General features: G+C 64.6%; 23 protein-coding genes and 2 pseudogenes. 12 read left to right on the top strand and 13 right to left on the bottom strand.

Annotation, left to right across the window (positions count from 1 at the left end; genetic code table 11):
- Positions 1-199: 199 nt before the first annotated feature.
- From OH799_RS14340 to OH799_RS14330, 3 genes are all read left to right on the top strand, one after another.
- A complete protein-coding gene (locus tag OH799_RS14340; protein WP_406280422.1) occupies positions 200-676 on the top strand; it encodes a MarR family winged helix-turn-helix transcriptional regulator in 477 nt (158 codons plus the stop codon).
- Between the two features lie 244 nt (positions 677-920).
- Positions 921-2231: a preprotein translocase subunit SecY gene (gene secY / locus OH799_RS14335; RefSeq protein ID WP_406280420.1), complete on the top strand. Its 1311-nt coding sequence runs from the start codon at positions 921-923 to the stop codon at positions 2229-2231.
- 76 nt (positions 2232-2307) lie between these two features.
- A complete protein-coding gene (locus OH799_RS14330; RefSeq protein ID WP_406280418.1) occupies positions 2308-3156 on the top strand; it encodes a LuxR C-terminal-related transcriptional regulator in 849 nt (282 codons plus the stop codon).
- Between the two features lie 129 nt (positions 3157-3285).
- Here the strand turns inward: OH799_RS14330 and OH799_RS14325 are convergent, their stop codons facing one another.
- Positions 3286-4689, bottom strand: coding sequence for a pentapeptide repeat-containing protein (locus tag OH799_RS14325; protein WP_406280416.1), 1404 nt, complete (start codon positions 4687-4689; stop codon positions 3286-3288).
- A gap of 1050 nt (positions 4690-5739) precedes the next feature.
- On the opposite strand from OH799_RS14325, the gene OH799_RS14320 reads away from it, so the two are divergent.
- The 3 genes and pseudogenes from OH799_RS14320 to OH799_RS14310 all read left to right on the top strand — a co-directional run bounded on the left by OH799_RS14320 (position 5740) and on the right by OH799_RS14310 (position 6550).
- Positions 5740-5898 carry a hypothetical protein gene (locus OH799_RS14320; protein ID WP_406280414.1) on the top strand — a complete coding sequence of 53 codons (159 nt, stop codon included), beginning with the start codon at positions 5740-5742 and terminating at the stop codon, positions 5896-5898.
- A 5-nt stretch (positions 5899-5903) separates the two neighbouring features.
- The gene (locus OH799_RS14315) at positions 5904-6122 is read left to right on the top strand and encodes a ribbon-helix-helix protein, CopG family (RefSeq protein ID WP_406280412.1); all 219 of its coding nucleotides are present in this window, start codon (positions 5904-5906) and stop codon (positions 6120-6122) included.
- Positions 6113-6550 (top strand): annotated as a pseudogene (locus tag OH799_RS14310) (PIN domain nuclease). The gene OH799_RS14315 and the pseudogene OH799_RS14310 overlap by 10 nt, the downstream one beginning before the upstream one ends.
- A 48-nt stretch (positions 6551-6598) precedes the next feature.
- On the opposite strand, the pseudogene OH799_RS14305 reads toward OH799_RS14310, so the two are convergent.
- Together OH799_RS14305 and OH799_RS14300 are read right to left on the bottom strand one after the other, a co-directional pair.
- A pseudogene (locus OH799_RS14305) lies at positions 6599-6869 on the bottom strand (IS3 family transposase); the annotation flags it as partial.
- Between the two features lie 445 nt (positions 6870-7314).
- A complete protein-coding gene (locus OH799_RS14300) occupies positions 7315-7755 on the bottom strand; it encodes a hypothetical protein (protein WP_406280410.1) in 441 nt (146 codons plus the stop codon).
- 48 nt (positions 7756-7803) lie between these two features.
- Here OH799_RS14300 and OH799_RS14295 point away from each other — a divergent pair, with 48 nt between their 5' ends.
- A complete protein-coding gene (locus tag OH799_RS14295) occupies positions 7804-8079 on the top strand; it encodes a hypothetical protein (RefSeq protein WP_406280408.1) in 276 nt (91 codons plus the stop codon).
- Here the strand turns inward: OH799_RS14295 and OH799_RS14290 are convergent.
- The 6 genes from OH799_RS14290 to OH799_RS14265 form a co-directional block, all read right to left on the bottom strand.
- Positions 8050-8826 (bottom strand): ESX secretion-associated protein EspG, encoded by a 777-nt coding sequence (locus OH799_RS14290; RefSeq protein ID WP_406280406.1) that lies wholly within the window; start codon positions 8824-8826, stop codon positions 8050-8052. The two genes, OH799_RS14295 and OH799_RS14290, sit on opposite strands and share 30 nt — an antisense overlap.
- Before the next feature lie 115 nt (positions 8827-8941).
- Positions 8942-10084, bottom strand: coding sequence for a WXG100 family type VII secretion target (locus OH799_RS14285; RefSeq protein WP_406280404.1), 1143 nt, complete (start codon positions 10082-10084; stop codon positions 8942-8944).
- Positions 10081-10560, bottom strand: a complete 480-nt coding sequence (locus OH799_RS14280; protein ID WP_406280402.1) for a hypothetical protein — start codon at positions 10558-10560, stop codon at positions 10081-10083. Before OH799_RS14280 ends, OH799_RS14285 begins: the two co-directional genes overlap by 4 nt.
- Before the next feature lie 43 nt (positions 10561-10603).
- A complete protein-coding gene (locus OH799_RS14275; protein WP_406280400.1) occupies positions 10604-11173 on the bottom strand; it encodes a DUF3558 domain-containing protein in 570 nt (189 codons plus the stop codon).
- A gap of 216 nt (positions 11174-11389) precedes the next feature.
- Positions 11390-11602: a DUF397 domain-containing protein gene (locus OH799_RS14270; protein ID WP_406280398.1), complete on the bottom strand. Its 213-nt coding sequence runs from the start codon at positions 11600-11602 to the stop codon at positions 11390-11392.
- Positions 11599-12480 carry a helix-turn-helix domain-containing protein gene (locus tag OH799_RS14265; protein WP_406280396.1) on the bottom strand — a complete coding sequence of 294 codons (882 nt, stop codon included), beginning with the start codon at positions 12478-12480 and terminating at the stop codon, positions 11599-11601. Before OH799_RS14265 ends, OH799_RS14270 begins: the two co-directional genes overlap by 4 nt.
- A gap of 251 nt (positions 12481-12731) precedes the next feature.
- On the opposite strand from OH799_RS14265, the gene OH799_RS14260 reads away from it, so the two are divergent.
- The 3 genes from OH799_RS14260 (at position 12732) to OH799_RS14250 (ending at position 14236) form a co-directional block, all read left to right on the top strand.
- Entirely contained in the window at positions 12732-13193 is a 462-nt protein-coding gene (locus OH799_RS14260) for a DNA-directed RNA polymerase subunit beta (protein ID WP_406280394.1), read from the top strand.
- Positions 13190-13618, top strand: coding sequence for a DUF4254 domain-containing protein (locus tag OH799_RS14255; protein ID WP_406280392.1), 429 nt, complete (start codon positions 13190-13192; stop codon positions 13616-13618). Before OH799_RS14260 ends, OH799_RS14255 begins: the two co-directional genes overlap by 4 nt.
- Positions 13619-13747: 129 nt before the next feature.
- On the top strand, positions 13748-14236 hold the full coding sequence (locus OH799_RS14250) for a hypothetical protein (protein WP_406280390.1): 489 nt from the start codon (positions 13748-13750) through the stop codon (positions 14234-14236).
- 86 nt (positions 14237-14322) lie between these two features.
- Here the strand turns inward: OH799_RS14250 and OH799_RS14245 are convergent, their stop codons facing one another.
- The gene (locus OH799_RS14245; protein ID WP_406280388.1) at positions 14323-14820 is read right to left on the bottom strand and encodes a peroxynitrite isomerase; all 498 of its coding nucleotides are present in this window, start codon (positions 14818-14820) and stop codon (positions 14323-14325) included.
- Positions 14821-15021: 201 nt separating this feature from the next.
- Between OH799_RS14245 and OH799_RS14240 the strand changes: the two genes are divergently transcribed.
- Positions 15022-16299: a TIGR03118 family protein gene (locus tag OH799_RS14240; RefSeq protein WP_406282101.1), complete on the top strand. Its 1278-nt coding sequence runs from the start codon at positions 15022-15024 to the stop codon at positions 16297-16299.
- 48 nt (positions 16300-16347) lie between these two features.
- Here OH799_RS14240 and OH799_RS14235 read toward each other — a convergent pair whose 3' ends face one another.
- Both OH799_RS14235 and OH799_RS14230 read right to left on the bottom strand, forming a co-directional pair.
- Positions 16348-16998, bottom strand: coding sequence for a hypothetical protein (locus OH799_RS14235; RefSeq protein WP_406280386.1), 651 nt, complete (start codon positions 16996-16998; stop codon positions 16348-16350).
- 77 nt (positions 16999-17075) lie between these two features.
- Entirely contained in the window at positions 17076-18134 is a 1059-nt protein-coding gene (locus OH799_RS14230) for a MerR family transcriptional regulator (RefSeq protein WP_406280384.1), read from the bottom strand.
- On the opposite strand from OH799_RS14230, the gene OH799_RS14225 reads away from it, so the two are divergent.
- On the top strand, positions 18103-18414 hold the full coding sequence (locus OH799_RS14225) for a hypothetical protein (protein ID WP_406280382.1): 312 nt from the start codon (positions 18103-18105) through the stop codon (positions 18412-18414). The genes OH799_RS14230 and OH799_RS14225 overlap by 32 nt on opposite strands.
- On the opposite strand, the gene OH799_RS14220 is transcribed toward OH799_RS14225, so the two are convergent.
- Positions 18401-18808, bottom strand: a complete 408-nt coding sequence (locus tag OH799_RS14220; RefSeq protein WP_406280380.1) for a hypothetical protein — start codon at positions 18806-18808, stop codon at positions 18401-18403. The two genes, OH799_RS14225 and OH799_RS14220, sit on opposite strands and share 14 nt — an antisense overlap.
- Between the last annotated feature and the right edge of the window lie 22 nt (positions 18809-18830).

Here is an 18830-nt window from a genome sequence, read left to right as displayed (position 1 = left end):
GAGCGGGTTCCGGCGCATCAGCCGAGCAACTCGCCACCATCGCCGCCGCCACGGCAACAATCCACCCGCTAGCGCGACGGCGATCGGCCCGTGGCATCGCCGCGCGGGTGCGCCGGACCGGCTTCCTCAATAGCATCTGCACAGATACATCATTACAGATGTTTCTCTGCAGATGTATCTGTTGGTACAGTGGCTCTTCGTGAACGGCAGGCAACTGCACCGCTTGGCTCGTCGGCTCAGCGAGCTGTCCCGGCAGGCCAGCGTCTACCCCGGCGACCCGATCCCGCCGCCCGGAGAGTCCGCCGTGCTGAGCGAAGTGGCCGAGCATCCCGGATGCTCGATCAACCAGCTCTCCGCATCCACCGGTTTCGTTCAGAGCCACATCTCCACCCTGGTGGCCGGGCTGGTCGAACGCGGCCTGCTCACCACCGACACCGACCCCGCCGACCGCCGCCGTACCCGCGTGCACCCTGCCGAAGGGCTGACCCGTGGCATCAACCGCCGGCAACGCCCGATCGTCAACACCCTCGCCGTCACACTCGGCGATCCCGCCGCCGCCCGGCGCGCCGCCGAACTCCTCGACGAACTCGCCACCCTCCTACTGCCCGACCACCGACTCACTACCAACTCCGGCGCGGAGGCGGGTTCTCGCGACTCTATGGCTCCGGAAGGCTGATTCCGGCGATGTGGCGGCCGTAGCCGCTGACGGTGCGTTCGTAGGCATCTCGCGCGTCGGCCGAGTAGCTCTTCGAGGCGTACGGAACCGATGATTCCCGCTGTCGGGGGAGATCGAAATCCGACCCGCGGCCGACGTGGCTGAGGCATGGATTTCCGTACTGTCCAAGTCGCACGGCAGGTTCGGCTCCTCCTATCACAGCGTGAGCGCCTGTCCTTCACTCGCGCCTTTGTCAGGAGGATCTGTGCTTCCCGCCTTCGTATCTGCTTTCCGGACACCGGACTTACGGCGGAAGCTTCTTTTCACGCTGGGTCTGCTCGCGCTGTATCGCCTTGGTGCGACGCTTCCGTCACCCGGTGTCGACTACAAGTCGATTCGCACCTGTATCGATATCGTCTCCGGCGGCGACTCCGCCGGGATTTATCAGCTCATCGATCTGTTCTCGGGCGGCTCGATGCTGCAGCTGTCGGTGTTCGCGATCGGCATCGTGCCCTACATCACCGCCGGCATCATCACTCAGCTGCTGACCGTCGTGATCCCGCGGTTCGAGGAGCTGCGTAAGGAAGGCCAGTCCGGTCAAGCTCAGATCACGCAGTACACCCGTTATCTCGCAATGATATTGGCCGCCCTGCAGGCGTCGGCCTTGGTGGCGCTGGCCGCGCGTGGGCAGCTACTGCGCGGCTGCCCCGCCGATATCGTGGCGGACAAATCGTTGTTCGGCATGGTGGTCACTGTCCTGGTGATGACAGCGGGCGCGGCAGTGGTCATGTGGATCGGCGAACTGGTGACCGAACGCGGTGTCGGCAACGGTATGTCGCTGCTGATCTTCGTCGGTATCGCGGCTCGAATCCCGAGTCAAGGTAAGTCGATCCTGGACAGCCAAGGCGCGCTGATCTTCGCCGCGGTGTGCGTCGCGATGTTCCTGACGCTCGTGGGGGTGATCTTCGTCGAGCAGGGCCAGCGACGAATTCCGGTGCAGTATGCCAAGCGCGTGGTCGGTCGCAAGATGTACGGCAATTCGTCGACGTATCTGCCGCTGAAGGTCAACCAGGCCGGCGTCATTCCTGTCATCTTCGCTTCCTCGCTACTGTATATACCGACCCTGCTCGCGCGATTGGATCCGCAGAGTTCGGGCAAGTGGCAGAAGTTGATCGAGAAGTATCTGGTCACCCCGGGCAATCCGGTTTATGTGACGGTCTACTTCGCGCTGATCCTGTTCTTCACGTACTTCTATGTCGCGATCACCTTCGACCCGGCGGAGCGCGCGGACGAGATGAAGAAGTTCGGCGGTTTTATCCCGGGCTACCGGCCCGGCAGACCGACCGAGAACTACCTCGGGTATGTCCTCAGCCGGATCACTCTGCCCGGCTCCATCTATCTCGGCGCCGTCGCGGTATTGCCGAATCTGCTGGTGCATTTCGGTGCCGTCGGCTCGGCACAGAGCCTCGCGTTCGGCGGTACCTCGGTACTGATTGTGGTGAGCGTCGGTCTGGACACGATCAAACAGATCCAGAGTCAGCTGATCGGCAAGAGGTACACCGGGTTCTTGCGCTGATCACCCCATCGGGGGAGCTCGGATACTCCCGATTGCGTATGTACGCCGAAGGCTCGGGCATCTACGGTCGTACATCATGGCCAGGACTACGTCGACACACCCACTGCTCCGGGTGGTGTCGTCGCTCTTGCTCGCGATCACCGCCACGATGCTCTCGGTGAGTTACGCGCACGCCGACACCCCGATCGGTAGGCGTGGCGATACAGTGGAATTCGACCCGCGCGGATCGGAAGGCTCACCACCGGACGACATCCTTGCCGATGCACAGCACTCGACGATTTCAGTGTTGCTGGCCAACGATCACGCAGTGTTTCGTTCGGGTCTGCGGGCCGCGCTCGGCACCCAGCCGGATATCTACTGCATCGCGGAGGCCCCCGACGCAGTCACCGCCATGCGGGAAATGGAGCGTTTACAACCCGACGTCGCCATTCTCGATCTCGACATGCCCGGTCTCGACGACATTGCCGCCATCGAGACGGTCGCGGCACTCGCCAGCAGGACCAGGATCCTCACCCTCGCCACCTCTGACACCGATGAGAACCTCTACCGCGCACTACGTCTCGGCACCAGCGGATTCCTCACCAAGGCGCTGCCGTCCCAGGATCTGATCTCCGCCATCCGGATTGCGGCACACGGCGATGCCCTGATCGATCCACGCCTGACGCGCCGCCTGATCGCGCGGCTGACCGACGGAATCGACCCATTCCCCGCCGCGCCGGAAGTCGAGACACTCACCGCCCGTGAATATGAGGTCCTGCTTCTGATCGCCAAGGCACACACGAACCCCGAGATCGCCCGCGCCCTCGGCGTGGGAGAGCAGACGGTCAAGACTCACGTCTCCAATATGCTTGCCAAACTCGGTGTTCGCGATCGCGTGCACGCCGTCGTCTACGCCCATACCCGTCGCCTGGTTCCCCGCTCCTGACCGTTTCGTCCGCCAGGTTGCGGCGTGACCGAACTCCTCGAGTCGCAGCCAGTTTCGATCCCGAGGCCGATATGACCTGGACGTCGGTCGAAATTCATTGCCAACCGTCATAGGAGGAGGGTGCCATCCTCAGCGCACTGGAGCCGGGGGCCAAAGGTCGGGTTTGATATTGGTGGGCTTGCGGGCGGGGTTGTCGTCCCATTCGAAGTGGGTGCCGACCCATGCCGACGGGTTGTCGAAGCGGATTTCGCCGGCCGCGAACCGGGTGGTGGCGAAGGAGATGTCACCGAAGAAGTCGGCTTCGGAGAAGTCGACGGTGCGCCCACCGAAGAAGGTCGCGGCAAAGGTCACCGTGCCATGGAATTCGGCACGCGTGAAATCCGATCCGCGGGTTCCGGTTGCGCGCCAGCGTTGCTGCGCGCCGATCCGAGCGCGGTCGAATTCTGTGGTGCCGGCGTAGAGTTTGGCGCCGCTGAAGGTTATTCGCGGGCTGACGAACTCGGTGCTGTGGAACGAGGTGTGCTCGCCGTCGAAGGTCGCATTCTCGAAGGTGGTGAAAGCGGCACGGAATGTGGCCCCGCGGAACGATGTTCGGGTACCGACCAACCGGGCGCCGAGAAAGGTGGTGCGACTTCCCGAGAAGCGGGTGGCGGTGAATGAGCTGTGTGGGCATTCGACGGTCATCCCGTCGAATGTTGTGCGGTCGCCGCGGAACTCTGCACGGTCGAAGTCGACGAAGCGGCTGGTGAACGTGGCATCCCGGAAAGTGACATGCTCACCGGTAAAGCGAGCGTTTTCGAAGGTGGTGTTTCTGTCGCCGACGAACCGCGCCCTGTGGAACGTCGTGCGCCGACCCCCGAATTCGACGTTCTTGAAGTAGGCGTTGACGAACAGCGCGCCGGTGAAATCGAAATCGCAGTCCGACCAGGAAACCTCGGCGGGACGGCGCAGGCGTGCCGTGATCACCTCCAGAATCGTCCGGCGCACCTCATGGTCGTTCTGGCGGAACTGGTAGACCCGCTCGACCTTGGTTCCGAACTCCTCCGACGATTCGGCCCGCGACACAAGATGATTCGCCCCGGCATCGTGGTCGTAGGGCAGCCGAATGTAGCCGCACAGCACATCGACGCACTGCTGTCGGTGACCTGGTGCCGAGAACTCGTCAGCCACCCCGGCCATCGCGTAGACACCGGCGATCCGCACAGCCACATCGGTATCGCCCAATTGTCGGGCCGCCGCCCCGAACAGGTCGGCGAACCTGCCGCGTTCCAGATCGCGCTGCCGCCGATACGCCACCACCAGTCCGACCGCGCCACCGATGCCCGCAGCCACCGACAGCGCAATCTTGGCGAGTTCCATCTGATTCGGCGTCTCGGTCTTCGCCCCCAACATGGACCACAGCAGCCACCAGGTCAGCGCCGCGATCCCCAGCCCACACACCACGATTGTCAGCACCGATAGCAACAGCGCCGCGCGGTGCAGCCGGTCGCCCAACCACCCCCATCGCATGAGGTGCATGGTAGCTCGGATCATCCGTTCACGATCGCCGAGCAACCTTCGGCCGCCGAACTGCCCGAATCTATTTCACCCTTCTCATGACACCGATGTAGCTGTGGCACGGCACGTCGGGCACGCCCTCCACGCGCCTTGTGCCGCTCGGCGCGCAGGCGAAAAGAGTGGTGCGAGTCGCAGGATGTGCGAATGCTTGCGAAGGCGACTGGTCACGTCATCGAAAGTCGTTGGGGGGCACACCACAGACCACAAAGAACACCATCGCAGCCTTGTCGCCGATCGTCGTCGGCGCGACGGCGCACGACGAGCCCCCGGTTCTCGACTCGCCACGGATCGGCCAGACCAGGCAGCGCCCACATCGCCGTGTCACATGCGTATGCGTCGTCAGTGAGTTGCCGGATTCCGTGTGTCGTTCGCGACGCGACGCGCACCGGGACGCCGGGGGGCCCAGCGTGGCACTGCGCGCCGGTATCGAGCCGGAGCTCGAGCTTTGCACACAGGCGGTGCGGGCGGACATCCGCGTCTTCGGATGGCGTGCCAGACGTGTCGTGCGGGCTCGAGCCCTTGCACTACGCAAGCAGCGAAGCGATGAGCCGCCACCCAGTTTCGCTCCGCTGGAGGCGTGGACGCCACAGCCGTAGCCAGTGCCGCGCGGAGTTCCCGCCCGCGCACCAGGGCGGGCAGACCCGGGGTGCGGGACGTCACCGAAACCGGTGAAGTCTCGCCCAGCCGTCCCGCTTGTGCAAGTGGGGACTCCCCGCCTCCGCACCCGCCGGGCCGAGAAGACGGCCCCGGGAGACAGCCGAGCGCTTGCCGCATTTGTCTGCGGGTTCTGGCATTGTGGACGGCGCAGCGCCCGTCAATCGGGTGCGCTGCTGCATCGGTTCATCATGAGCAAGCTCGCAGTGGTGCAGCCGCTGCGTGGATGGGTGCCCGCTGCCCCGAAACAACCCGCACTACCGGACCCTGACGTCGTGGTGGCCGCCGACGAATGACCACTGATCGGCCGACCAGAAATAGATGCCGCGGGCGTAACAGGGCGTGTGCAATCCGGATGTCGGAGTGGTCGAGATGGCCACCGTGCTACCCGCATTCACGCCGGTCGAGGCGGGTCTGTACCTGACGCTCCGCGGCCGGGCGCTCTACAGTCGGCAGGAGCGCTCGATTCTGCCCGACCCCACCTTGCCGCCAGCCCGGCAACCTCCTGAGATCATGGATATCAGGAGGTGAGTGGGATGTCAGACATCTTGATCAGGGATGTTCCCGATCCAGCGATCGAGGAGATCGACCGGCGCGCCCGGGATATGGGCGTGTCCCGTAATGAATTTCTCCGACGCTGGCTCAGCCGAGAATTCCGCCCCGCGGTCTCTGTTACGACCCGCGACCTCGATCGCCTCGGCGAGCTTACGCGCGACCTCGATGACCCCGACGTTATGGGTAAAGCATGGTCGTGAGCCATCGCCCCTGGCTGATCGACAATTCGGCTTTGGTTCGGCTGGGTCGATCTCCCGATGCGGATGAATGGGCGGCGCGGATCGAGCGCCGGCCTCGTGCACATCACCACGGTCACCTTGTTGGAGGCGGCTACTCGGCAAGGTCGGCGACGGACCTCGGTGAACTGCTCGACCTCCCGCCACTCGCGCGCATGCCTGTGCAGTACATGACACCCGCATCAGAGAACCGAGCGGTCGAAGTTCTCCGCGCTCTCGCCGTGCACGGATATCATCGCGCACCCTCGATTCCGGACCTACTGATCGCCGCTACTGCCGAACAAGCAAAACTCGTCGTCCTCCATGCCGACAAAGACTTCGAACTCATTGCAGACGTGACAGGCCAGGCCGTCGAACGGATCAGCTTCGGAGACAAAGGGCCCCATTCCTGACCGGTGATAAAAGATCTGCGCCCATTTCCTGTCTTACCGCAAAATCGACGCCGGCACCCGGAACTGGCGATCCACCAGATCCGGCGCCCGCGACGCGGCGGGATCCGGTTCGGGGGTGCGGACCTTCTTGCGCCGCGTCACCCCGCGCCACCCGTGGGCGCGCATCAACCGCTCGACCGTGGACCGGGCCACCACGATACCCTGCACGGTGCAGGTGAGCCCACATTTTCACCGCACCGTACAACGACTTGGGCTGGCGTCTGCCGTTCTCGCCGGGCTCGTAGTAGCCGGCCAGGACCTCGGTGACCGTGATGTCCCAGGACCGCTGGCCATTGACATCTGGCGCCTGCCCGGAAAGTCAAGGGAGTGTCAAAATCCGCCAGGGGCGACGTCGGTAGCTTCCCTCGCCCCGGGGCCGGATGCTTCGATTTCTCCGCATGGTCCGACATCTGGAAGGTGAACACACTTGCGAAAGATATCTTATGCGCTGCTCGCTGCTGTTGTCATGGGTCTTGGGTCGCTGACCCTCGGGGCGGGAACAGCTTCCGCGGATCACTACGGCGGTCGGTTCTCGACAAAGTCCGCGTGCGAAGACAGAGGTAGTAGCCTGGTGAACCAACAGAGCGCGGCATACACCAAATACAGGTGTACATTCAAGGGTGGTTGGATGCTGTATCTCTACGACTGATGGCGCTCGAGAAAATTGGCTCTGGCCCACTTTTGATGATCGGCGTGTCGGTTCCATGATCGGATGGGCTCATCGGCTACGACACTGATTGTGGTTGCCGAGTTTGCGTCAGAGTCGTTGGTATAGTTGCTGTTTCCAGTCCTCGGGGCGGTGCGGATGGGACTGCCTCCGGTTCGGTTGACTCCTTGACCTGTGAACAGCGGATCGATGTCGGCGCGATCGCGCACCCGCAAAGGTTGTTTCCCAATAACATCGGTCCCTGTTTCGCGCCGACGATGGCCGGCGCGAGCATCGCGCCGGAGCGGGCCAGCGCAATGTCGTCCGGCTCGAGGACATACTTGCGCAACCGGCGGGCGGCGTCCTCGCTGATGGCGTCCGCACCGTCAGGCACCACCCGATAGTCGCGCAGGTGCTGTCGTTTCACGACGGGCACCGAGAGCTCAGCCCCGACCTCGGCTTTCGGCATCAGGTCGTGGGAAGGCCTGGGCTGAATCTTGCAGATATCGGCCAGCCGCACCTCTCGCCGGTCACTCGAAGCGTTCGGTTCGGGAGGTGCGGGTGGGAAGTGCACGGTCACCTGGAATGCGCTGAACTCGATCAGATCGCCGGGCTGCCCGCCGAATTCGTCGAAGACGGCAACGGCCCGCAGGCCACGCGCTTCGATTATCTGGTGCTGCGCGTCGAATACGCGAGCCTCACCGGCGAGCCCGGCTTCCCGGCACTGAAGACCCAGGTGCAGGAGGTCGCCGCCGAACTGCTCAGCCCGAGCCTGCAGAACATCCCGGCGGCTGTCGCAGATAAAGCGATGTTGCTACCAGGAGTCGGGGCGGGCGTCCGCTAGGCGTTGGAGGGCTTGGTTGATCCAGGTGGTGAAGTGGGTTGTCAGGTCGGTAGGGGTGGTGGGGCGGATGGTGATGTGGTGGGTGCGGAGTTCGGTGTAGCGGCCGTCGTCGGAGATGTCGTGCCATTGGAGAACTTTGGACGGTTTGGCGTGGGTGGGGAGTGGGGCGGTGAGGAGGACGGCGGTGCCGCCGCCGTCGGCGGGGCGGTGGAGGAGGCGTTGGTATTGCTCGCGGGGGGTGTTGCGGGCGTTGTCTTGCAGGTAGGTGTCGCGGCGGGGGGCGAGGTCGTCGGGGTGGAAGGTGGCGGGTTTCTCGGTGCCGGGTGGGCAGGCGGGGATTGCGTTCACGAGGCGGGTGGGGAGTTGTTCGGTGCGGAACATGCGTACGCGGATAGGGCTGTGCTCGTGTTGGGTGCCGGATTGGCTGAGGACTACGGCGCGATAGATGTTGCGGGCGCCGAGGATTCGGTATTCGCGTAGGTCGTCGCGGCCGGTGCTGTTCTTGTGTTTGCAGCTGCCGCCGAGGATTTCGATGCGAATGTCGGAGGTGCTCAGGGTGTGCAGTGCGGCGTTGATCTCGTCGAGTTCGTCGGGGGAGTAGCGGTCGCGCACCGCTGTGCGGTGGGTGTCGAAGTCGTCGCGGAAGGCGAAGCGGCTGGTGTAGCGCAAGGGGCTGGGAAAGCGGTCGTGTGCGTCGCTGTACCAGAGCGTGGCGAAATCATCTGGTTCCCAAGTCCATTCAGCCATTCGAGGTCCAATCTGGTCGCGTGGGGGAGGCGACCGCTATCGTGCGCGCACCCGCCCGCATGGCTTGTTCGGATGCCATGCGGGCGGATGCTGAGTCGAAGAGTGTTCGGCTGGCTCAGTCCGGGCTGCCGCCGATGACGCCGCCGGGCACCGTCCTCGGGATCTCACCGAGTAGTTTGTCGGTGTTCTCCTGGTTGATCAGGTAGTCCGGTGTCTTGTGCTCGGACTCGTCGTCCTTGCCGCCGCCCCGCGCGCCGGGTGCGCCCATGCCCGGCATACCGGCGGAACCGCGTGCGCTCGTCGTTGCCGCTGCGGCCGCCGCCGGGTTCGCCGATGTGTTCGGAGGCTGTGGCGCGCCGGGGATGCTGCGCCCTGGTTGCGGCTGATTCGGCGTGCCCGGGACGCCAGGGGTGCCCGGGCTGCTCGGGGTTCCGGTGCTGGTCGGGACGGTCTTGGTGGGGTCCGTGGTGTTGGCCGGAGTCGTCGCTGTGGGGTCTACGCCGGTGGGCGTAGTGGGTGTCGTCGCGGCGGGTTGTTGCTCTTGCGTCAGCTGATCGCCGGGCTGCTCTTCAGTGCTCGACTCGTCGGGCTTGCCGTTGCCCTCTTTGTCGCCTGGGATGCCGGAATCGGTGGTGCCGGGGCCGTTGCTCGGATTGGATGAGGTCGGCGCGCCGCCGTTGTCGTCGTCCTGGTAGCCGCCCGGCGGAGGCGGCGGAATGTCCACGGACGCAGTTGGACCCACCGGTGTAGGCAGCACGGGGATCTTGCCGTCCATCTCGCTGAAGGGCTTCACATAGAAGTCTCGCATCGCGGCCCGCGCCGTCTGCTCGGCCTCGGACTGGTCACGTTGCAGGTCCCAGCGGTGTGGGGGCCACGCCCATGAGGTCCAGGTGACGAGGACTGGGTCGGGGAGCGCCTTTTTCGTATTGGCGATCGCAGTGGCGGCGTCGCGAACCCGGCAGTACAGCTCTTCCAGGGAGTTGGTCAGATTCTGTGCGTCGCTGGTGTATTTGGCGATCGCGTTCTTGGATTGCTCAGCCGCCGGACCGGACCAGGCTTGGGCGATCGAATTCTGGATGGAGCGCGCGAAGGTTTCGACGCCTTGCTCCCATTGGTTGCGGGCGCTCCAGTATTTGCTGGCCTGGTTGACCGCATCGAGGGTATTGAGCGGATTGAACGCGTTGTTGATGCGCGGGTGTTCCCAACTGTCGGGCTGCTCGCCGCCGTTCGGGATGCGGGTGTTCTCATATCCGCTCATCTGCCTGTCCCGTCTGGGAGCAGGGCCGGTCCCGCTGGCAGTTGGACGGGAGGCCGGTTGGGAAGTGTGGTGTTGAGGCGATTGAACTCGGCAGCAAAGCTGCTGTCCACCTGCATTATTCGGTCTCGGACAATCCGGTGTACCTCTTGGATGTCTTCAACGATACGGAAGTGATCTTCCATGATCTGGTAGACGCTGTTTCCGTCTTCTGCCCCGCGGGCTTTCTTCTTGAAGCGGCCGACCAATGTTGATGCGGAGACCATATCGCCGTTGGATTCGCCTAGCCCCCAATGTTCTTGCTGGGACACGATGTCCATGGATCGCTGAATCTGTCGGATCGAGTCCTTGAAGTATTCGCAGTCGCGATCGATGTAGATGAAATCCTCTGGTGTCATTTCGATGTTCACCTGGCCGTCGCGGACTGCGTTGATCACATTTGCCATCGGTCGAGCAGGCGGAGCCTTGTCGTCACCCATATGTTTCTTCCCTCCCGGTGAGTCGCTTCGCTGTCACTGTGGTCTAAACGTTGGCGGGCATTGTTGCCACAACCTGCTCGGCCAAGGCCTTCGCGAGTTCGCAAGTGTTGAGCTGGCCCGTCTTTCGATTCGACGGCGGATTGCTGAGGAAGAATTCGAGGCTGCCGCCCTTCATCTCCACGTTTATAGTGCACACGGCGTCGGGGTGCTCATCGACCTGTCGTGTAGAGATCGCGCGCCGACCATTGATGGTGTACTCGCGGGCATCAGCGAACTTCTTGTCTCGCACCATGTCGACGGTGAGGTTCGTGGTGCGGATAGCTGGTGCGTACCCATCGGTTTGAAGCCACGCGCAACCACGCCATTTGACGCCGCCCGAAGCATCGGAGTCCTCTTTGTCCTTGCTGCGCAAGCTCTCCGAATCGAGCACACTCTGCGGGATGTCGGTGCAGGGGTTGTAGCCGGTGGGTACGTCGGGGGCGATGCTCGGGTTCGCGGAGGGACTTCCGGTCGGCTTGACATCGCCGTCGGTGGAGGGGCCGCAGCCTGCCAGTGCGAGCGCGGCACCGACGGCGAAGATGGTCAGCCGTTGCGAATTCGCCCCTGATGTCATTGATTCCCCTCGCAAACCGGTGTTGTGGCCTTGCCGGGGCCGGACCGGCTCCTCCGCCCCCCGTCAGTCACGCTGACGCTACCGGTGCATTCCAGTCGTATGCAAGCGATCCGCAGCTCAGCCGGGGGTTCTCCGCACAAGCGTGGTGTGATGAAAGCCGAGAGCCCCGGAATCCTCTGTGGCCGAAGTTCCGGGGCTCGGGGCTGAGATTTCGGCTCAGGGTCGAAGCCGGTTGAACTCGCCGTCGACGACACCTGCGGTAAACGCGTCCCACTCGCTTGGGGCGAATACCAGGGCCGGACCGCTGGGATCCTTCGAATCGCGAACGCTGACCATGTCAGCGCCGAGGAACGCGACCTCTACACAGTCCTGGTCTGAGCTGCTGTGGCTGCTCTTGAACCACATGGCCTTGGAAAGGTTGACGTTCACGGGGCGTACTCCCTTGCGATCTCGAGGATGAGGGATCGGCTTTGAGTCTCATCCAGTGCCGAACGTTGGATGTCGGCGTATGCCTGTCGGTACTGCTGTACCTCCTCGGTCTTCTCAAGATACAACGCGCCCGTCAACCCCTGCATGTAGATGACAGGCGGCTCAGTCAGATGCGCGGTTGGATGCGTGGGAAACTTGAGCATCACAAAAGTGCCAACCCGAAGCCCGCAGTACGCATCAGCGCCGAGTGGAACTACACGTATCGAGATGTTCGGCCTTTCAGCAGCTTTCCCGAGATTCCTCAGCTGATCCGACATCACCGCCGGACCGCCGATCGCCCGGCGTAGCGCAGATTCATCCACGGTAGCGTCCAGAATGAGCGGCGTCGGCCGACTACTCAGGCGCGCTTTTCGCAGGTTAAAGAGTTCGATCCTTCGTTCGACCTCTTCTGATGACATCGTTGGAAAATCCACCCATATCAGTGCTCGCCGATACTCGTCGGTCTGCAAGAGACCGGGGAGAAGCGTTGTCTGATACGAGAATATCTGTTTCGCAGCCGTTTCCAGCCCGACGAACAGATCGAAATGCTTGGGGATCGCATCCCCATAGGCATGCCACCAGCCGGTGCGGCTCGCTTCCTCGGTGAGCCCAAGCAGGATGTTGGTCACGTCCTCTGATGCCCCATACACCTTGCACAACCCTTCGATGAGTAGCGGATTCAGCCGGACCGGCTGCCCGGTCTCCATCCGCCACAGGGTCTGTTTGCCCACGCCGATCGCCTCGCGGGCGACCTCTGCGCTGACGCCCGAGTTGACCCGCAGCTCGCGCAGCTGTCGGCCCAGCATGCGGCGGGGGAGGGTGGATCCGGTTGGAGTCACGACGAATTCCCTTTCGTAGCCAAACTATTGGCCAGGTATCAAACTGGAACGTTTTGGCGGGGTGCCTTGGAACCTGGGCGATTTTCGCCGGATTCCACAACTGAGAATGTCCCGCCCAGCAATACCCGGTGCTCTACTGAACGCGCCCCGGTCCCGAATCGAAGAAGTCCTGAAACCTTAACCGCGACAACGGTTCCAGGTCCAGCGCCGGGCGTTGTCGCTTACCGGACGATGTGAATCGAGGATGGCGAATGGATCATGCGGCATTCGCGGATACGCCTGCCTCCCGCTGCGCCTATTACCGGCGCACCTGTGGGCTACCGGCCGGAATAGACCCGGAGGTCGGCCGGATTGTTGTAAAAGCGGGAGTGGTCGGCGGGATCACGATGCCCGGTGGGTTGGGGCAGCGGGTGCGTGACGACCTGGTCTTCCGTGGGCATCCGCAGGGTCCGGTGGTCGCCCATATCCGCTCTCGCAGATGGACTTTCCTGTGCCGACCCGATGTACCCGACGATATGCGGTTGTTCTCGGCCTTGTTCCGGCTCGACGTCTCCATCGTGCCTTTCGGCGGCGAGATCGCGCTGCCTTCGCCCGCCGAAGCGAGCGGCGGGTTTCGGCAGTGGGTGGTGGCACCGCGCGACACGTTCCGTCCATCCGGCGCGGTGATCGTGGATTGCGTGTTGACCTGCGCGGGCCGGAAGGGCGCGCGGTGAGCGCTGGTCTGCCGACGAGAAGCCAATTGCTGCACGCCTGCCGAGACGGGAACCCGCTGCCGGATCATCCGGTGCTGCGCCGGGCCCGCGAACTCGCCGCCCTGCACGCACGCAGTCTCGGCGCGGTCCCCGCGGTTGTCGCCGACCTCGATGAGCAGCGCGCTCACCTGGTCCGGGACATCGACCGCTGGGCCGAGGTGCGGCTGCCACCCGCACATGGTGGCGCCTACCTGCACACCGAATCGCTGGGCGCGGTGATCGACCGCCTCGCCCGGCTCAGCGCCCGCGCGTACGCGGCCTTGGCCGACGACGCGGAATGGGACCTGTGGTTCGCATGGGAGCGCCTGGCGGAGTCGGCCGTTGCCTATGAGGATCTGGCCACCGAACTCGCGACGGGGCGTCGTCGGCTGCCGAACGCGCTCTGAACATGCCGTTCAACCTGTGGATATTGTGACCGGGTGTGTAGCGACGATCTTTCGGAACTCTGGCAACGACGGTGGCCGCTGTGTCCCCCGTCGGCTGATGAGTTGAAGAGCGCCTATCACGATCGGTGGGTGCGATTCCATAGCCTGCCTGGGTCGAAGCGCTATCCCGAGACTGCTGACGAGTACGGCATCGTGCTCGGCCGGTACAACACCGTCCTGGACGAGTTGTTCACCGGGCAGGAGGTCTACGTCATCACCTGCGACTGGTCCGACCACCCTGAGCCGGGCGCGCGGCCCGATGGTCAGGCACGGTGGCATCCCGCTGCCCACTACTGGACATCTGTCTGCGAGAACCCGACCGAGACCGACGCCGAGTTGATCTCCTATGCCCACCTGTTCGTCAGCCGGATCACCTGGCGGCAAGGCGCTGTGGATGAACTTCTGTGTGCCGTCGCCGACGACGCCACCGCAGGGGTGATGATCGCTGGCCCGGGTTTGGAGCGGATCCACCATCCCTACGACGGCGGAGCGGATGTTCTGCTGCCCACCACCAACGAACGTGACACGCTCATGCACCGGCACATGCGCTGGCTTTCCGATCATCCCCAAGGTCTCTGAGGTTGCCGGGAATGCGAATGAAGGCTCGCTCGGAGAGCCGGCCGCGTTTCGTCAGAATTCTGTCGCCGCTCGACCGTGCGGGCGAATCAATCCCGGTGCAGGATGGCGGAGAGATGGTGCTGCAGCGGTTCGCCCACTGCCGCCATGCGCAGTGTGTAGTCGATCGTGTCGCCGGACAGGTGGATCGTCCGGCCGAGTGCGGTCACGGATTTCGCGGTGCTGCTGCGGCCGATACTGGTGGAGTCCAATTCCATCTGCACACGGTCGCCATCGATGGTGAGCGAGCCCTCGCAGATTTCGGTGATTCCGGTGGGGTGGGCGAGGATCAATTCGACGCGGTCGGGCCGCGGCCGGCGTAGATAGCCGGTTTCGGCGTGCATCGGGCGCCCGTCGTCGCCGGCGCGGGTCTTCTGCCGGTAGGTGAGAAACGGACGGCCCAGATGACCGAATCGGATTTCCTCGACATAGCCGAATGGCTCAATGGTCGGGTATTCACCCTGTCCTTTGCCGCGCCACGTGCCGAGCAGTGGTGCGAGCATGGCGATATCGGGATGCAAAGCTATCGGTGATTGGGTTTCGACCACGGCGAACAGCCTAAACCCGTACCTCGTGGGGCGCTCTGTTAGTCCCGAAATTACTTCACGCTAAGGTTAGCATCGCCTAATCGCCAAGAGTGGTGTGTGGTCGGAAAGGAAACAGGAAAGTTGAACGGACGCTGGAGTGAGTTGCGCCGCGGCGGTGCACCGCGGTCGCGGGCCAGGAACGGTCTGCTGCGGGTGTCGGTACTGAGCGTGGCGCTGGTCGCCGCCGCCTGCTCGACCTCGAACGCCGACGAGGTGCCCGGCCTCGACGGCAACAAGTACGTCCAAACCAATCTGGCCGCCAACGAAGCCGCGTACAACGCGGAGTTCACCTTCCCCGACATGGTGAACGCCTGGGGTCTGGCCGACCGGCCGAAGGGCGCGGGCGGGCACTTCTGGGTCGGGGCGGGCGGCAAGTCGTTCCAGTTCGTCGGTGACGTCACAAAGTCCTCGGACCAGCACGTGCAGAAGCTTTTCCAGGACCCGCTGAAGATCGTCACGATCCCCGGCGCGGATGCCGACACTTCGGACGACAGTGCGGGCAAGACCACCGGCGTGGTGTTCAACCCGGCGCCGATCACCTCCGATCTGTTCGTCGTGCACGACCAGCCGGTCGACGTGGACGGCGCACCACAGCTGCTGAACGGCTCGGCGCGGTTCATCTTCGCCACCGATTCCGGCAAGATCTCGGCGTGGACCGAGCAGGGCCTCGAAGGACAGATCGTGCGGCGGGACGGCCCTGCCAACCTGGTCTTCGACGGCCAGTCGCAAGGCATGCAGTTCTTCGGCATCGCGCTCGCCCCGTCCGGTGACACGCTGCTCGCGGCCGATTTCGGCGCCGATCCGCAGGTCCGGACGTTCGACAGGAACTGGCAGCTGATCCCGACCGTCGGTTTCGCCAACCCGTTCGCCACCGGCGACGCGATCGACGCGGCCGCGCCGGAGAAGGGTAAGAAGGCCAAGCCAGGCGACCCCGCGCCGTTCAACGTCTCCACCGTCGGCAATCGCGTGTTCGTCTCCTACGCCGCCACCAAGCCCGACGAGAAGGACGCGACCAAGTTCGACGCGGGCGAGGAGGACTCGCTGGACAAGGACCAGGAGAAGGCCGCGAACGGCAAACCCGACAAGGGCAAGGTCGCCGAGTTCGACGCCACCGGCAAGCTGGTCCGCATCCTGGACGACGGCAAGCACCTGAACGCGCCGTGGGCGGTTACCCTCGCGCCCCAGGACTTCGGTCCACTCGGCGGCAAACTGCTGGTCGGCAACTTCGGCGGCGCGGGCCACGTGGTGGCCTACGACGACGCCACCGGCAAGTTCGTCGACTACCTGCGTGACGGTGACGGCAAGCCGGTCGCGGTGGAAGGACTGTGGGCGCTGATGTTCGGCAACGGTGAAAGCCTCGGCGACGCCGACTCGCTCTACTTCACCGCGGGCCCGGAGGACGAGAAGGACGGCCTGTTCGGCAAGTTCCGTTCGAAGTAAGCCTGTTCCACACATCGGCCCGCACCCAACGGTGCGGGCCGATGTGCGTTATCGGCCTCCCGTCGGCGCCGACGGCCGAGGTTCGGTGCGCCGGTCGCGGATTGCCGACGCGACCTCTTCCACCGCGGAGCGGATGGTCGCGCCGTAGCCGTCGTCGCCGAGCGTGTGCAGGCGGGCGCGGGCGGCGTCGATCTCGCGTTGCGCCGCGGTGAAGGAGCTGAGCCTGCGGTAGTCGTCGGCGAGGTTGAGATGCAGCGAGGGGTAGAAGGCGGCGACATGCAGCGATCTGTCGTAGCGGCGGGCGCGGTCGTCGGACAGCTCCGCTGCGGCGTCCAGCGCCCGTACATCCCAGGTGAGCGCCTCGGCCGCGTCGTCGTACAGGTCGGCCAGGTAGTGGGCCAGGGTGCAGCGGTGCAGGGGGTCGCCTTGGGGGGCGAGCGAAGTCCAGAGAGTGAGCAGGGCCTCGCGCGCGTCATGCGGGCGGCCCTCGTGGCCGAGCGCGACCGCGCGGGTGATGGCGGCCATGGTGTCGTCGGTCTGAGTGGTCACGAGTTCTCCTGTACGGCGGTCGCGGGTAGGGGTGAGGTCGCGGGTAAGTGGTGCAGCCGCGGTCGGTTGGGGAATGCAGGTCTGGCGGCTGTCCTGGCTGAGCGTGACCACATGGGTGATGTGCTCATCGACGCCAGGGATCGCGGCCACGGCGGGTGCTCCAGACGAGGGCGCTGATACGGCAGCGGCACACGCCCCGCGAGGTTGCTTGTTTTCTCAGGTAGTGGTCACGTGTTCTCGTCCGGAGTGGTGGCGGGCCGGGTGGGCATGGCCAGCGTGGTGAGGTCGCCGTCGGTGGCGGAGCGCAGGACTACCGGCCGGTCGGTGGCGGCGATGTCGAGCATCAGGTCGGGACCGAGTGCGGTGTGGACGGCGGCAAGTAGCGTGGCGGGGTCGAACGAGAGGGTGATGGGGGAGCCGGTGACAGAGGCGGGCAGGTGGCTGCTGTCCGACACTGTGATGCCGGTCTGGTCGATCGCCAATTGCACTGTCGCTTCGGCCTTTTCGAGCATTTCCAGCAGCGATTGGCGGGCGACGACCACTCTGGTGCGCACCGGCCCGAGTGCCGACAGCACAGCGCGGTGGTCGGGGAATGGTTCAGCTATGACGGCGGAATGATGTTCGGCGCCGTCCCCAGCCAAAATCAGGGCATGCTCCGTCGGAGTCGCGACGATCTCGTCCACGTCGCGCAGCCAGGCGGTGACCGCAGCGAGTCCTTTCGGGTCGAGCACGAGTGACCATGCGCAGCCGTGCTGCCGGTGCGGCACCAAAGTGCGGGTCGAGAGCCGGTAGCGGTCGGTCGCGGTGAGCGTCAGCGCGTTGGCGCCTGCCTCGACCAGAACGCCTGCCAGCACCGGGATCTCCCGCGTTCGGGCCGCGGCGGCGCGGACCTGCTCCAGAGCCTCGGCGAGCGCGGTCGCGGAAACCGCCACGTGCGGGCTCATTTCGAGCGACTCTTTGACTGCCGCGACGATCCGCGCGGCCTCGCGTGCCCGTCGTGCCAGGTCGTCCACGTGGTGGTCGAGTAATTGCCGTGCCACGGCAGGGGCGCCGGACAGAATCCGGGCAATCGTTTCGAGCGGCAGGTCGATCGCGCGCAACTGCCGGATGAGTGCCGCCCGTTCACGCTGGGCCTCGCGGTAGTAGCGGTACCCGGTGATCGGATCGACCCGGGCCGGGATCAGCAGACCGCAGTCGTCGTAGAACCGCAGCGCGCTCGCGGTGAGCCCACTGGCCCGTGCGAGCACGCCGATCGTGATCAACCCTTCGAACTCCGAACTCGTCACCTGGCCATCATGGAGTCTCAACCAGGTCGAAGGTCAACCCGGCGGTGCGCTGGCACCCGCTACCACCGCGGCCCCCGACGAGATCGCGATCATCAACGGCCTCGTTTACCAGGACAAGTACGGTGACCTCAACGGATGCATCAAGGTCGGCCCGATGGACATCACCGTGGAGAATCACACCAGCAACCGCACCGCGTACATCTACCTGACAGCTGTCCATACTCCGAAGGGGTTTCGGAGTATGGACAGCGCGGGTGGGCATCCCATCAAGCGGCGTTGAGGGCTGTGGTGATCTTGCGGGTCATCTCGGCCAGGGTCGGGCTGGGCTCACCGTGGTGGGTACGGGTGGCTGCGTCGATGGCGACGAGGACGGTGCTGCGGAAGTTGTCGGCTTCGGCCGGCTCCTGCTTCTCGAGCAGGCTCATGGTGGCGGTCAGGGCCGGAAGCACGTGATCGGCGAGCTCGGCGACAGTCTTGCCCTTCAGTTCGATGTCTTTGGACTTCGCGGCGAGCACGTGCCCGACCAGGCCGGTCGCGGAGGACAAGGCGATGGAGCCGTTCGTGGCGACCTTGTGCGGCTTGCCGGTGGCATCGGCGGCGGCCATCAGCGACACGGCGCCGTACGCGGCGGTCCGCAGGGTGGCCTGGTCCTGGTTGGTAAGGGTGATGGACATGATGGTGTTCTCCTTCGAATCT

Source organism: Nocardia sp. NBC_00881, assembly GCF_045207455.1.
GTDB lineage: Bacteria > Actinomycetota > Actinomycetes > Mycobacteriales > Mycobacteriaceae > Nocardia.
The sequence above is the reverse complement of the archived record's forward strand: the minus strand, read 5'-3'. Positions and strand labels throughout refer to the sequence as shown.